The 13612-nt window shown below is 41.4% G+C and carries 17 protein-coding genes; 16 read left to right on the top strand and 1 reads right to left on the bottom strand.

All coding sequences use genetic code 11. The features are described from left to right. Position 1 precedes the first annotated feature (1 nt). A complete protein-coding gene (locus Q91_RS00670; protein ID WP_015004946.1) occupies positions 2-391 on the bottom strand; it encodes a DUF6627 family protein in 390 nt (129 codons plus the stop codon). 381 nt (positions 392-772) lie between these two features. Between Q91_RS00670 and Q91_RS00665 the strand changes: the two genes are divergently transcribed. From Q91_RS00665 to Q91_RS00595, 16 genes are all read left to right on the top strand, one after another. Beyond that, positions 773-1354 carry a YqaA family protein gene (locus Q91_RS00665; protein ID WP_015004945.1) on the top strand — a complete coding sequence of 194 codons (582 nt, stop codon included), beginning with the start codon at positions 773-775 and terminating at the stop codon, positions 1352-1354. 335 nt (positions 1355-1689) lie between these two features. Continuing rightward, positions 1690-2190: a hypothetical protein gene (locus Q91_RS00660; protein ID WP_015004943.1), complete on the top strand. Its 501-nt coding sequence runs from the start codon at positions 1690-1692 to the stop codon at positions 2188-2190. Positions 2191-2360: 170 nt separating this feature from the next. Beyond that, positions 2361-3020: an NADPH-dependent FMN reductase gene (locus Q91_RS00655; RefSeq protein WP_015004942.1), complete on the top strand. Its 660-nt coding sequence runs from the start codon at positions 2361-2363 to the stop codon at positions 3018-3020. Positions 3021-3318: 298 nt separating this feature from the next. After that, positions 3319-3627: a hypothetical protein gene (locus Q91_RS00650; protein WP_015004940.1), complete on the top strand. Its 309-nt coding sequence runs from the start codon at positions 3319-3321 to the stop codon at positions 3625-3627. A 90-nt stretch (positions 3628-3717) separates the two neighbouring features. Continuing rightward, positions 3718-4428: an NYN domain-containing protein gene (locus Q91_RS00645; protein ID WP_015004939.1), complete on the top strand. Its 711-nt coding sequence runs from the start codon at positions 3718-3720 to the stop codon at positions 4426-4428. 364 nt (positions 4429-4792) lie between these two features. After that, a complete protein-coding gene (katG, locus tag Q91_RS00640) occupies positions 4793-6949 on the top strand; it encodes a catalase/peroxidase HPI (RefSeq protein ID WP_015004938.1) in 2157 nt (718 codons plus the stop codon). Positions 6950-7026: 77 nt separating this feature from the next. Next, on the top strand, positions 7027-7314 hold the full coding sequence (locus Q91_RS00635) for an encapsulin-associated ferritin-like protein (protein WP_015004937.1): 288 nt from the start codon (positions 7027-7029) through the stop codon (positions 7312-7314). 318 nt (positions 7315-7632) lie between these two features. Continuing rightward, a complete protein-coding gene (locus Q91_RS11705) occupies positions 7633-7905 on the top strand; it encodes a PAS domain-containing protein (RefSeq protein ID WP_238538340.1) in 273 nt (90 codons plus the stop codon). A 37-nt stretch (positions 7906-7942) separates the two neighbouring features. Next, entirely contained in the window at positions 7943-8563 is a 621-nt protein-coding gene (locus tag Q91_RS00630; RefSeq protein WP_238538339.1) for a GGDEF domain-containing protein, read from the top strand. 46 nt (positions 8564-8609) lie between these two features. Beyond that, positions 8610-9323, top strand: coding sequence for a ZIP family metal transporter (locus Q91_RS00625; protein WP_015004936.1), 714 nt, complete (start codon positions 8610-8612; stop codon positions 9321-9323). 234 nt (positions 9324-9557) lie between these two features. Continuing rightward, the gene (locus Q91_RS00620; RefSeq protein ID WP_015004935.1) at positions 9558-10037 is read left to right on the top strand and encodes a hypothetical protein; all 480 of its coding nucleotides are present in this window, start codon (positions 9558-9560) and stop codon (positions 10035-10037) included. A 72-nt stretch (positions 10038-10109) separates the two neighbouring features. Beyond that, on the top strand, positions 10110-10805 hold the full coding sequence (locus Q91_RS00615; protein WP_015004934.1) for a type 1 glutamine amidotransferase: 696 nt from the start codon (positions 10110-10112) through the stop codon (positions 10803-10805). Between the two features lie 169 nt (positions 10806-10974). After that, on the top strand, positions 10975-11589 hold the full coding sequence (locus Q91_RS00610; protein WP_015004933.1) for a MarC family protein: 615 nt from the start codon (positions 10975-10977) through the stop codon (positions 11587-11589). 57 nt (positions 11590-11646) lie between these two features. After that, a complete protein-coding gene (locus Q91_RS00605) occupies positions 11647-12306 on the top strand; it encodes a YoaK family protein (protein ID WP_015004932.1) in 660 nt (219 codons plus the stop codon). Positions 12307-12382: 76 nt separating this feature from the next. Continuing rightward, complete coding sequence (locus Q91_RS00600; RefSeq protein WP_015004931.1) at positions 12383-13063, top strand: hypothetical protein; 681 nt, start codon at positions 12383-12385, stop codon at positions 13061-13063. Positions 13064-13117: 54 nt separating this feature from the next. Continuing rightward, a complete protein-coding gene (locus Q91_RS00595; protein WP_015004930.1) occupies positions 13118-13558 on the top strand; it encodes a YqaA family protein in 441 nt (146 codons plus the stop codon). The last annotated feature ends 54 nt before the right edge of the window (positions 13559-13612 follow it).

The raw sequence follows: 13612 nt of genomic DNA, 5'->3' as shown, positions 1-13612 counted from the left end.
ATTATCTGTTAATAGAATGAACGAATGAAAACACGTCGGTTGCACCAAGCATATCGGTAATTACTAACACTATAAACACCGTCAAAGCCGCGCCTAATATGCCTGCACCTGCAGGTAGCTCAGCTATATGTTGATTAAGTTGTGCAATTTCTTCATTCGTCATTTGGTCAATACGAGCCTCTATATCAGCAGAACTTACACCCATGCTAGACAATTGCGCCTGCACGTCTGCTCGATTAATCGTTTGCATTAAAGCAACCCTATCATTGGCTTGAACCGTCTTATGAATAATTTGATCATTCGTAATTATAGACGCCTGAGCATTGCCAATAGAGATGCCAATTAAAGCAATCGCGAGAATTAGTGAAAACGTACGTTTAAGTGCTTTCATAATAAAAATACCTTGTTGTTTAAGTCTTACATTATTGTAGACTTTGCATTTCTACTATTACATATTTGGCTCTGGGGTGTCTACAGCTTCCACTTATCATGGCGGTGTTACCTCGTTCAGTTTCAAAACATTAAAACGCCTGTAATAAACACGTTTGTGATGTTCGTGCTTATGTATTGATGACCTAGATTTAGTATTTTTACCATAGCTATTAGCGAACGAAATACGATGAAAGGGTCGCTATAAAGCAGCTTTAATTGATATGAGCCTTTTGGTTTAGAGTGTTATTGTTATATAGAGCTTAGTGTTATTGTTATATAGAGCTTAGTCTTTTTATTAATAAAGGCCCAAGGATCTCCATACAACCGCATAAAGGACTACATGCCTTTTAGTAAAAAAGTTGAACAGAAAACTCAGAAGTTAGTCGATTCAAAACACATGCTTAAAAGCATTACGTTTGCCTCGTTTTTAGAATCGACGATTGTGCCTATCCCTCTTGAAGCTGTTATGGCGCCATTGATGCAGGCCAGACGAGATTCGCTGTGGAAAATTGCACTGATGGCTACTATTGGCTGTGTTATTGGAGCCTGTTTTGGCTACGCACTAGGCTACTACCTTTTTGATATAGCCGGACAATGGATTATTGATACCTTTTTTAACCAGCAGCAATTCGATAATGTAAAACAACATATGCAAACCCAGGGTTTTTGGTTTGTTATGTCCCTTGGTGTTGCCCCTATTCCGTTTCAAGTGGCCATGCTCGCTGCAGGAGCGATGCAATATTCCCTGGCTTTATTTTTACTAGCCACAGTAATAGCCAGATCGTTACGATATGTTGGTTTAGCCGCCGTTGTTTATTATGCGGGGGATAAAGCTGAAGCGCTTATAAAGCATTATAGAACGAAAGCCATTATTGCTATCATGCTAGTAATTTTACTGCTGTGGTGGTTATCCAACGTTTAAAATAATTGTTCTGTTCCAAAATTTTCCAAGTGAAGTTTTAAGTCAGCTTACGCCTACTAATGGACGCCATTGTGCACCTCATCTGTCGCTAATCGTAAGTACTTAGCACTGCCTATACAGCAAACTACGATGGGTAGACACACATCTTTTTTTGTGATAAACCTAACTGATGGTGCTCCTCAATACACGCCGCCTGTGAATGACCAAGTGGAGCGGCAACAATTTCATTTATCTTAAGTGGGTGCATCAAATTCGGCAGTTAGCGTCACAAAGGCAGAAGACAGAAAAAAATATTTCTGCACTCTTTACACTCAACACTAGGAGCAAACATTATTATGAAATTTAAATTTTTCAACGCTTTAGCAGTCACTTTTTTAGCCAGCACTAGCGCATTCGCTCTGGATGCCAAGTTTGCTGATGAATCATGGGATGGCGTTACAGTGCCTACAGGGCAACAATGTCAGAAATTTGGTGGTATTAACCCAGCAACACCTAAGCTAATTGTTAGCGAAATCCCTGCGGAATCTAACGCGTTGGTTCTGGAGTACAGTGATCGTAATTACGAGGTAATGGATAACGGTGGACATGGAATAATGAAATTCATAATTGATCCACAAAAAAGTCAGGTGGAAGTCCCCTCTGTTCTTGGCCATACGTTCGATATCCCTAAAGAGTTTACATTAATCGAAGCGCATCGCAGCCCAAGTTGGGATAAAGCAGGCGCTTATATGCCACCATGTTCTGGAGGCAAGAATAATGAATACTACGTAACCATCAAAGCAGTTAAAGACGACAAAGTGACTGCATCCACCGTGTTGGAAATGGGTAAATACTAAGCTAGTTAACCAGCCTACCCGATTAAAACAGCAACCACATAAGCCGTCAGCTCGTTGCGCTGGCGGCTTATGCTTTTGTATGTTTAAGTTAAATAATCTCACAAACGATTTTCGCACGCCCTGTTTAACCAAGCGTTATGCTCCATAGCTAGCATCAAGTAGAGGTTGATATGAAATTCTTAGTTTTTTTAGGCACAGTTCGTGATAGCACGCCTCCGAAGCCTGCGCGTTTGGGTGTTCGAGTAGCAAAGGCGGTGCTAACCTGCCTGCAAAGCCGATATGAAAAACATGAAATAGAGTTGATCGATGTTTTAGATTATTCGCTTGATACTATCTTTAAGCCTCATTTTGCTTACCCAGAAAACAAGGCCCCTGGTGAACTCAATGATTTAGCGACAAAAATTGAGAGTGCTGATGGCTTTATTATGGTTAGCCCTGAATATAACCATTCTATGAGCCCCGCACTTGCTAACCTGTTGAATCACTTTGGCAGCTCTTTGTTTGCCTACAAACCAAGTGCGATCGCTACCTATTCCGCAGGACAATGGGGTGGTATGCGTGCAGCCATTGGAATGCGTACGTATTTATCAGAACTGGGCTGTTTGCCTGTTTCCGCAATGATACATGTACCTAAAGCACAAGAAGTCTTCACCAAAACCGGGGCTGCGCAAGCAGAGGTCGATAATAACTCATGGTTCGATTATTTTGACCGAACCATCAAACAATTAGTTTGGTGGGCCGAAGCCGCAAGGGAACAACGTGCCTACATTGACCCTCATCATTTAATCACTGATTTCAAAACAAAACCTTCACAGCGAAACGCTCCTTGACGTGATAGGCTCGATTCGTATTTGGCTTCGCTCTCCGTAAAACCTAAAGCAACACTACAAATGGTTTGCTAAATACTACCTTCAAGGCTATGCAGTTTTTTTTATTTGAGCCACCTCGTCTGCTTGAGGTTTGTTGGCATAGCTAATGCCTTCATCCATTATCAAGCAGGCATTAAAAAGGCCCAATTTTTTCGACGTTAAAATTGAGTTTACCAATACGTCAAAAGCTCCTGAACTTAAGAGAAAAGGTATACCCTAAAACCCTAACGCACAACAATACATTAGCCTCAAGACCCTTATGAAAAACTGGTTCAAAAAAAACCTTGGTGATGCCATGTTGGCCTATGATCAACTAGAGTTAATCAACCAACACCTATTGTTAGCGTATACTCAGGCTGGCAAACCAAAAGAAATGGCTGCCTTTATTCGACATGAATCGGAAGGTCGCCTGCATTGCGACGTGAACATTTATTTCTCCCCAGTGTCTGCACACGTAGCTAAAGAGCTTGCTGCAGAACCATGCGAAAAACCCTCAGCAAACAGCCTAAGTTTGTTTGCCGGTTCTCAAGATTCTTGGCCAATACTGTTTCCCGAGCATACACGCTAATGACAAGCGATTGCTACACGACGCTAACTAAGCCTAACAAACTTTATTGGCAGTACTAGCTATTAAAAAACTATTAACAAGGTAAAAAGAATGGATGATTCAAAACAAAAAATTGCTCTTTTTATAGATGCTGATAATGCGCCCGCTAGCAAGTTTGAAGATGTGCTTAGTGAGGTTGCTAAATACGGCGTAGTCACCATAAGAAAAGCATATGGTAACTGGAAAAAAACCTCTATAAAGGCATGGGAGGACCTTTTACATGAATATGCTATTCAGCCAGTTCAACAATATGATTTATCGAAAGGAAAAAACGCGTCTGATATAGCCTTGGTTATTGATGCAATGGATGTCATGTATACGAAAGATATAGATGTTATGTGCTTTGTATCATCTGATTGCGACTTTACACCAATGGTTACTCGTGCCCTAGCAGAAGGCAAAGTGGTATTAGGATTTGGTGAGCGAAAAACACCCTCTCCTTTCGTTAACGCGTGCTCTAAGTTTTTATTTTTAGATCAAAAACCTGATAACAACGATACCGCACAAACAAAAACAAAGACTATTAAGTCTGACACCAAGTTAATAAATTTACTTCGGCAGGCCATTGAGGCCACTGAAGAAGATAATGGATGGGCGGCCCTTGGCCCCGTCGGCGCACATATTTCTAATAAAACATCATTCGATTCAAGAAACTACGGTTATAAAAACCTCAGCAGCCTTCTTAAAGCCATCGATTTGTTTCAACTCAAACGAGGGCCGGGCAATTCATATTTAGTAAAAGACCTACGAAAGAAAAAATAAATATAACAATCGGCTAAAAACAATAACGCCCTTGTGTTATTGCCCTGCAAAATTATGACTAAACGCGCACAGGATGACAAAAAAAATAGTATCTTTACTGTTGAAAAAATAATTAAAGGTCTATGCTGGTAAATATATGACTGAAAATTCTTGTAAAACGAAGGGGAGAAAACCGTATCTTGTAAATTAAAGCTTATGCAAGACATTGGGTTATGCAGGAATCTATTTAATTAATGCGTCAAATAGATAAAAGCTATCGTGATCATATAATCAATCGACTATACATATAGATGGATTTATTAGATGCTTGTTCACGCCACCTCCTAAGGTGGTAACGACTAACCAATAACTTGAGGAATACTTTATGTCAGAAAATAAATGTCCCGTCATGCACGGTGGTGCAACAGAGGTCAGCACATCAAATATGAAATGGTGGCCTAATGCCCTTAATCTGGACATATTGCATCAACATGACAGCAAAACAAACCCGTTAGACGAGAGTTTCGATTATGCTCACGAAGTAAAAACTCTTGACTTCGCTGCACTTAAACAAGACATGCTAGCGTTAATGACCGATAGCCAAGAATGGTGGCCGGCCGACTGGGGGCATTATGGTGGATTGATGATCCGCATGTCATGGCACGCAGCTGGTACATATAGAATAGCTGATGGTCGTGGTGGTGCTGGCACCGGTAATCAACGTTTTGCACCGATCAACTCTTGGCCAGATAACGTTAATTTAGATAAAGCGCGGCGTCTGCTTTGGCCCATCAAAAAGAAATACGGTAACAAATTAAGCTGGGCGGATTTAATCACTTACGCTGGCACTATTGCTTATGAATCGATGGGCCTAAAAACCTTTGGTTTCGCCTTTGGCCGTGAAGATATCTGGCATCCAGAAAAAGATACCTATTGGGGGTCAGAAAAAGAGTGGCTTGCTCCTAGTGACAACGAAAATAGCCGATATTCAGGTGAGCGAGATCTAGAAAACCCATTAGCCGCAGTTATGATGGGCTTAATTTATGTTAACCCTGAAGGTGTCGATGGTAAACCTGACCCGTTAAAAACCGCACATGATGTACGTGTTACTTTTGAGCGGATGGCAATGAATGATGAGGAAACAGTTGCCTTAACAGCCGGTGGTCACACCGTTGGTAAAACCCATGGGAACGGTGATGCAGCCTTGTTGGGCGCGGAACCTGAAGCGGCTGATGTAGACGAGCAAGGCTTAGGCTGGAACAACAAAACAACACGCGGTATTGGACGTGACACGGTCACAAGTGGTATTGAAGGTGCGTGGACAACCAAGCCAACTGAGTGGGACAACGGTTACTTTTCATTGCTTCTAAAATACGACTGGGAATTGAAAAAAAGCCCAGCCGGTGCATGGCAATGGGAACCGATTGACATTGACGAAGCAGATAAACCTGTTGATGTTGAAGACCCCTCTATTCGACTAAACCCTATTATGACCGATGCCGATATGGCCATGAAAATGGACCCTGAGTATCGCAAAATATCTGAGCGCTTCTACCAAGACCCTGCTTACTTTTCTGAGGTCTTTGCTCGTGCCTGGTTTAAGCTAACACACCGTGACATGGGGCCAAAAGCACGCTATATCGGCCCTGAAGTGCCACAAGAAGACTTAATTTGGCAAGACCCTGTTCCTGTTGGCAACAGCAACTACGATGTTGAGGCTGTTAAAGCAAAAATTGCAGATAGCGGCCTAAGTATCAGCGAAATGGTGGCAACAGCATGGGACAGTGCGCGTACTTTCCGCCAATCAGACAAACGTGGCGGTGCCAATGGTGCGCGGATTCGCCTTGCTTCACAAAAAAATTGGGAAGGTAACGAGCCTCAACGACTTAATAAAGTACTATCTGTGCTTGAGCCAATTGCTAGCGAAACCGGTGCAAGCATTGCGGATCTAATCGTATTGGCGGGTAATGTCGGTGTTGAACAGGCTGCCAGTGCCGCCGGTGTAGAGGCTTCTGTTCCTTTTGCGCCGGGCAGAGGTGACGCCACAGAGGAAATGACTGACGCGGATTCATTTGCCGACCTTGAACCTATTCATGACGGTTATCGTAATTGGTTGAAACAAGATTATGCTGTTTCCGCTGAGGAATTGATGCTCGATCGCACTCAATTGATGGGGCTTACCGCACCAGAAATGACCGTGCTATTAGGCGGCATGCGCGTGATGGGCACCAACTACGGCAATAGCCAACATGGTGTGTTTACAGACCGCGTCGGCGCCCTTAGTAACGACTTTTTCGTGAATTTAACGGATATGCGTTATACCTGGAAACCAGCGGGTAAAAATCTGTATGAAATACAGGAACGTAAGTCTGGCGAGGTAAAGTGGACAGCAACACGCGTTGATTTGGTGTTTGGTTCTAACTCAATTCTGCGTGCTTACGCTGAAGTCTATGCGCAAGATGATAACCAGAAAAAGTTTGTTGCTGATTTCATCAAGGCCTGGGTTAAAGTAATGAATGCAGATCGCTTCGATCTAGCGTGATATTTATATTGCGGCTCCACGTTAAACCCCTTAACGGGGAGCCGTATAAACTAAGGAAATAAAAAAGGATTAAAAATATGTCAAATGAAGGCTATCACGAACCTATTAGTGAAATTACAGATGAAACAAGAGATATGCATAGAGCCATCACCTCCCTTATGGAAGAACTTGAGGCGGTAGATTGGTATAACCAACGAGTTGATGCATGCAAAGATGAAGAGTTAAAAGCCATTCTTGCTCACAACCGAGATGAAGAGAAAGAGCATGCTGCCATGGTTCTTGAATGGATTAGAAGAAAAGACCCAAGAATGGATAAAGAACTAAAAGATTACTTATTTACCGACAAACCCATCGCACATAAATAGGCAACGCCTAACTGGATGATTTAACTTGGACGGCGCAAAAATGCGCCGTCTGTTAATTTAAACAGCGTGTTGATTAAGGAATGATCGAACATGAATAATGAAGAGTATCACCTACATAACTACGCACACTACTTAGAGGCATGATCATGCAATCACGCAAAGGTTTTGCCATCATTATAAGCCTCATTTTTTCAGGGACACTCGTTGGTGCGCTACCTGGGCACTATTTCGGGAAACATAGCAACAAAAAAGCATAACAAGGCAGCTACATGACATGCCTTATTTGGTTTTCATCTTATAAAAAAATAGGGGTAACAGATGATTGAATCCTATGATTTCCTAAAATCTGTTCTCGATACCATTACAGAACACATTGTTGTGATCGATATCCAAGGTAACATCTTATTTGTCAATGAAAGTTGGAGCGCGTTTGGGCAAAACAATGCCTGCTTGATAGACGAAAAATGGAACGGCGTTAATTATTTAAGCGAATGTGATAAAGCAGCGGCTATGGGCGATGGCTTTGGCGTCAAAGCTGCCAGCGGAATTAGATCGGTTATAGCAGCCGATAAAAAAAGAGTTTTACTTTGAATACCCATGCCATAGCCCTAATGAAGAACGCTGGTTTATGATGCGCGTGACCCCCTTCACTGTAGAGGGTGATCAATGTTTTGTCATTTCACACCAAAATATTACCGAACGAAAACTGGCCGAAGAAGAAGTTCTCAATTTATCGCGTATTGATGGCTTAACGGATATTCCAAACCGCCGATACTTTAATGAATTTCTAGATAGTGAATGGAAGCGATGCCGCCGCCTCGGGATGCCCATCTCACTGGCCATCGTTGATCTTGACCATTTTAAATTACTAAATGACACTTACGGACATCAGGCCGGCGATAGCTGTTTAAAATCAATCGGCCAAGTCCTAAAAAGCTTTGCCACAAGGCCAAGTGATCTATGTGCTCGGTATGGTGGTGAAGAGTTTGCGATAGTGTATGGAAACACTAGTTTAGATAAAGCACAGGTTTTGCTTAGTAAATTACTTGATGAGATTCTTTCTTTAAATATTCCTAATAAAAAAGCACCAACGCTTCCTATCTTAACTGCCAGCATAGGATTATCAACAATGCACCCAAACAAGGAAAATAACGAGAACGATCTCATTAAAGAAGCGGATGAACTTCTTTACTCTGCAAAGAACAATGGTAGAAACCAAGTTTCTTTTAAGCACATTGCACGTCCATAATCAGCTGTTTAGAAAACAGTGCAATAAAGATTCGCTCTTTTGGTGAATGGATTCTTTACTGACTGTTATTACCTCAACTTTATTCGCTGGGCTAGCGATGGCCTTAGGCGCTGCTATTGCCTGCTTTGAAAAAATTGCAAACAAATGGTTAGAAGAAGAGCTCAGGCACAGTGTGATCGCTTTTGGAGCAGGCGCATTATTATCCGCAGTTGCTTTTGTTTTAGTCCCCGAAAGTATAGAGGTACTGCCCCCTTTGTCTGCCTGCCTTTGCTTGCTAATGGGCGGGTTCAGTTTTTTATTTCTTGATATTTATCTTAAAAAAACCAACACTTCAGCAAGTCAATTAGCCGCTATGCTGTCTGATTTTATTCCTGAATCCATAGCGTTAGGAGCAGCCTTTGCAACGGGCAGTAGCAACGCCCTGTTACTGGCTGGCTTAATCGCTTTACAAAATATGCCAGAAGGCTTTAATGCCTATCGCGAATTAAACGCCACAGCTATTTATAAGCCTTATAAAATTATCATTACCTTTGCTGTGATGGCCTTGCTTGGCCCGATTGCTGGAGTGAGCGGTTATCTTTGGTTGTCTGACGAAATAATTATTATCGCTGGTATTATGCTTTTTGCTTCTGGGGGCATTCTTTATTCAATATTTCAAGACTTGGCGCCACAAGTGACTTTAGAAAAACATTGGGCACCACCCATGGGAGCCGTTTTGGGCTTTATGTTTGGTATGTTAGGCTTAATGATAACGACATAAACCATGAAGTTACTCTGTAAAAATCGCACCTTGCTGTGTTTATCTAAACGGAGCCTTTTTGCACAATCTGACCATTCGATTTAAAGCAATATAAGCATTATTAAAATGCTAACAATATTTAAATAGTAACTACACTGCGGTATAAATGGGGGCCAACTCACCAATAAATTAATCTGACCAAGCAACATAGCACAGTCACTAAGCGCGGTCGTTAAATGTCATAGGAAGTTTTAAATGAAAAAAGACATCAGCCATATCATGCGTTTTCTTGTTGCAAAACTCTTTACTTTTATATTTTTTGGGATGGCTTTAGCTATCATTTTTTCGCTCGCGCAAACAATTATTCAAGGCATTCTTGCAGGCAAAGATATTATGCAAATATTTTTGAGCGGAGTTAATACAGGGATTATCGCTTTAGCTGTTTTTGAACTCGCCTTGGTCATTAATAAAGAGTATTCCGGCGAAGAAGAACATGAAGATGCTGTTGAAAGTTTACGTAGAACCATTCCAAGATTTATTGGAACGGTTTGTATTGCACTGTCTTTAGAGGCGTTGATTATGGTGATTAAATATAGCCAATTAGAGCTGGCTGGTAATTTATATTACCCCGTAGCGATTATTACAAGCACCGCTTTATTACTCGCTTCACTGGGTGTTTTCTTACACTTAACTCGCAAAAATAATGGAACATCACCTGTTCATGCAGATGGATAAGCTAAACGCCCCTTCGCCGTGTTTTTTTTCACCCTTATTTAAAGACGTTGGCATAAAAAGGTAAGCAACACCATGCGAGCACATTACTTACAGCACGTTCCATTTGAGGGTTTGGGCAGTATTGCGCCTTGGCTTCAACAGGCGGGTTACAACATATCCAGCACACAGCTTTATAATTCTGAGGCATTACCCGACTTAACAGATATTGACTTTCTTATTGTGATGGGCGGGCCAATGAGTGTAAACGACTATCAACAATACCCTTGGTTAGAAGCGGAACAACAATTTATACAAAAAGCCGTTAAATCAGACCTTCCTGTTCTTGGTATCTGTTTAGGCGCACAACTTATTGCCAGCGCCATGGGCGCCAAAGTTTATCCACAGCCAGAAAAAGAAATTGGGTGGTTTCCAGTAAAGGCCATACAACCAAAGCTAAGCACCGTTTTCCAATTTCCCGATGACATTAATGCATTCCACTGGCATGGCGAAACCTTTACGCTACCTAAAGCTGCCATTCACATTGCAAAAAGTGAAGCTTGCGAAAACCAAGCTTTTCAAATTGGCACTAAGACCATCGGTTTGCAATTTCACCTAGAAACTACGCTTCAATCTGCACAAGCTCTTGTCGATAACTGTGGTGATGAGCTTGTAGAAGCTAAATACATTCAAACGGAGGATACAATTTTATCCGCACCTGAAGAACGGTTTCTTTCAATCAACCACTTAATGGGCCGTATGCTTAACTATTTACACACAAACCATGCTTAACCATTGTATGCTTTAACTTAACCGCACCACTATGCCGTTTGATTTCCACTAAAATTGCATTTAGTACGCCTAGCGCTTCCATGTTAAATTCATTGCTTTCAAGCACATCGACTCAAGCAAAAAGATACGACAGCTATTTAAAATATGATGACAATTAAACCGAGTACAAATGATAGATAAATTACTGCACGACTTTTTAATTATTTGGGCGACAATCGACCCTATAGGCACAATGGCGCTTTTTGCTGCACTAACCGCAAAGCTTTCTAGCAAGGAACGGATAAAAACGGCCTACAAAACCATTGTCTATACCGTGCTAATTTTAGTCGGCGCCATTTTGGTCGGCCAAGTCTTACTTAGCGCAATGGGAATTAGCCTTATTTCATTTCAGGTTTCTGGCGGGGTCATTCTATTTTTATTTGGTTTACAGATGGTTTTTTCAAATAACACGCCCGAAAAAACAGGTGAGCCTATGCACGACATATCTGTGTTTCCGCTGGCGATTCCTACCACCGCCTCACCTGGGGCAATTCTGGCGGTTATCCTAATAACTGACAATAATATATACACCGTTCAAGAACAGATGATGACTACAGCAACGGTGCTTGTTGTTTTGGTGATTACGCTGCTTCTACTTCTTTTTTCAGGCAGGATCATCAGAATAATTGGCCACGGCGGCGCCTCTCTTTTAACACGAATCATGGGCATGATATTAGCCGCTTTATCGGTTGAGTTTATTATGGAGGCCATCGGAGTCGCAAATTGGGTACAGACAATGTCATGACAGTTTCGCTCGCCTTATGCCATTGTTTGAGCCACTAACTACACAGGACTTTGAGGATTGATTTCAACGTTACCAAAATGGGTTGAAGTTGGTGCCTTCATTCTGGCACTAGTAGCAGGCTTTGTTAATGCAGTCGGATTACTTAGTTTTGAGCATCAATCAGTCTCGCACTTGTCAGGCACCGCTACCTTATTAGGTACCGGCTTTTTAACATTGCCCTTTCAACATACCCTTCATTTACTGGGTATTTTATTGTCATTTCTATTTGGCTCGTCGATAGCTGGATTTTTATTACATGGTTCAACGCTAAAGCTTGGAAAGCATTACGATACTGCATTATTTTTAGAGTCTGCCTTGTTACTAGTAACCCTATTGCTGCTAACTAAAGGCTCATTTTATGGCCATTTTTTTGCTTCGATGGCTTGCGGTTTACAAAATGCATTGGCAACAACCTATAGTGGAGCGATCATTAGAACCACCCACCTAACAGGAATTTTCACCGATTTAGGCATCATGCTTGGAGAGCTTGTTAAAGGTAACGAACTGGATAAACGTAAAGCAAAACTTTTTTTAACGATCATTATTGGCTTTATATTGGGTGGTACCTTAGGCTCATTACTATTCTTAAAATACCATTTCATGGCATTATTGTTTCCAGCGAGTATCTGCCTGTTAATTTCTTTGGTTTATCGTTTATATTCTAAACAACACCATTAATATTAATAACCACCTGTCTATTTCTTGCTACACGCAAACCCTGCGAAAATAAATTCGATACAAAAAAGGAATCATAATGCAGCTTTCTGAAGTCATCCCATGGGGAAGGTCGTTAAGCGAATACAGGGGCATGTTTTCGTTATCAGAATCTGATCTTAAAAAAAGCATTGTTGGCTGTGGAGATGGCCCAGCCAGCTTTAATGCCGAATTATCACGCACCAATGATCAGGTTGTGTCTATAGACCCTATCTATCAATTTACTGCCGAGGAAATACGCTCAAGAATTAATACGGTTTACCCGCAGGTTATGGAGCAGGTTGCCAACAATACAATTGATTATGTGTGGAAAGACATCGCAAACGTTGAAGCCATGGGTAAAACTAGAATGGGTGCCATGCAAATATTCTTAAACGACTATGAGCACGGTAAAAAATCCGGCCGTTATGTAAATTCTGCACTACCCATGTTGCCTTTTAAAGATCATGCGTTTGAGCTGGCCTTATGTTCGCATTATTTATTTTTATACAGTGGGCATGTCGATCGAGCGCAGCACCTTCTATCGATGAAAGAGCTTTGTCGTATAGCCACCGAGGTTCGGGTTTATCCATTACTTTCATTAGGCGATAATCAAGTTTCACCACATTTAAAACCAGTAATGACTGCTTTAAAAGAATCTGGTTTTGAGGTTTCTCTTAGTGCCGTGCCGTATGAGTTTCAAAAAGGCGCTAGCGAAATGTTGGTAGTTAAACATGTCTAACAAAGAAACCTTTACCATGACTAAAGCGGTCACTTAACTCGACCGTTAAGCCTCATGGACTATTTTTCAGAACTCGGACATCTTGGCCTTTTCATTGCTGCATTTTTAGCCGCCACAGTTTTACCGTTAAGCTCAGAAATTGTTTTAAATGCTTTATTACTAAGCGGTTTATCACCCACTACGCTAGTTATCACTGCGACAATAGGCAATGTGCTCGGATCACTGACAAACTATGCCCTAGGCTACTGGGCTAGCTTGCTTGTAATAAAAAAATGGTTACGAATGTCGGAAGCTGATTTTATTCGAGCAGAACAGCGTTTTACTAAATACGGTTTGTTTTCCTTATGTTTTGCCTGGGTTCCAATCATTGGCGACCCGTTAACCGTTATTGCCGGTGTTTTAAGGGTTCACTTACTCTGGTTTCTTATATTGGTTACGGCAGGTAAACTCCTGCGTTATATCGCCGTTAGTTATATGTTATTACAAGTAAATTGAGCTGATACAATGCTTAACCATCGATTCAATCAAGTGTTATAAAGGCAAAATAAA

It is taken from the genome of Cycloclasticus sp. P1 (assembly GCF_000299965.1).
Classification (GTDB): Bacteria; Pseudomonadota; Gammaproteobacteria; order Methylococcales; family Cycloclasticaceae; genus Cycloclasticus; species Cycloclasticus pugetii.
Note: the sequence above shows the minus strand (reverse complement) of the source record. Positions and strands in the feature narration are given on the sequence as shown.

Coding starts and splice junctions, on each gene's coding strand:
- Q91_RS00670 (WP_015004946.1), bottom strand. CDS start 391: ATGAAAGCACTTAAACGTACGTTTTCACTAATTCTCGCGATTGCTTTA.
- Q91_RS00665 (WP_015004945.1), top strand. CDS start 773: ATGCCTTTTAGTAAAAAAGTTGAACAGAAAACTCAGAAGTTAGTCGAT.
- Q91_RS00660 (WP_015004943.1), top strand. CDS start 1,690: ATGAAATTTAAATTTTTCAACGCTTTAGCAGTCACTTTTTTAGCCAGC.
- Q91_RS00655 (WP_015004942.1), top strand. CDS start 2,361: ATGAAATTCTTAGTTTTTTTAGGCACAGTTCGTGATAGCACGCCTCCG.
- Q91_RS00650 (WP_015004940.1), top strand. CDS start 3,319: ATGAAAAACTGGTTCAAAAAAAACCTTGGTGATGCCATGTTGGCCTAT.
- Q91_RS00645 (WP_015004939.1), top strand. CDS start 3,718: ATGGATGATTCAAAACAAAAAATTGCTCTTTTTATAGATGCTGATAAT.
- katG (WP_015004938.1), top strand. CDS start 4,793: ATGTCAGAAAATAAATGTCCCGTCATGCACGGTGGTGCAACAGAGGTC.
- Q91_RS00635 (WP_015004937.1), top strand. CDS start 7,027: ATGTCAAATGAAGGCTATCACGAACCTATTAGTGAAATTACAGATGAA.
- Q91_RS11705 (WP_238538340.1), top strand. CDS start 7,633: ATGATTGAATCCTATGATTTCCTAAAATCTGTTCTCGATACCATTACA.
- Q91_RS00630 (WP_238538339.1), top strand. CDS start 7,943: ATGATGCGCGTGACCCCCTTCACTGTAGAGGGTGATCAATGTTTTGTC.
- Q91_RS00625 (WP_015004936.1), top strand. CDS start 8,610: ATGGATTCTTTACTGACTGTTATTACCTCAACTTTATTCGCTGGGCTA.
- Q91_RS00620 (WP_015004935.1), top strand. CDS start 9,558: ATGAAAAAAGACATCAGCCATATCATGCGTTTTCTTGTTGCAAAACTC.
- Q91_RS00615 (WP_015004934.1), top strand. CDS start 10,110: ATGCGAGCACATTACTTACAGCACGTTCCATTTGAGGGTTTGGGCAGT.
- Q91_RS00610 (WP_015004933.1), top strand. CDS start 10,975: ATGATAGATAAATTACTGCACGACTTTTTAATTATTTGGGCGACAATC.
- Q91_RS00600 (WP_015004931.1), top strand. CDS start 12,383: ATGCAGCTTTCTGAAGTCATCCCATGGGGAAGGTCGTTAAGCGAATAC.
- Q91_RS00595 (WP_015004930.1), top strand. CDS start 13,118: ATGGACTATTTTTCAGAACTCGGACATCTTGGCCTTTTCATTGCTGCA.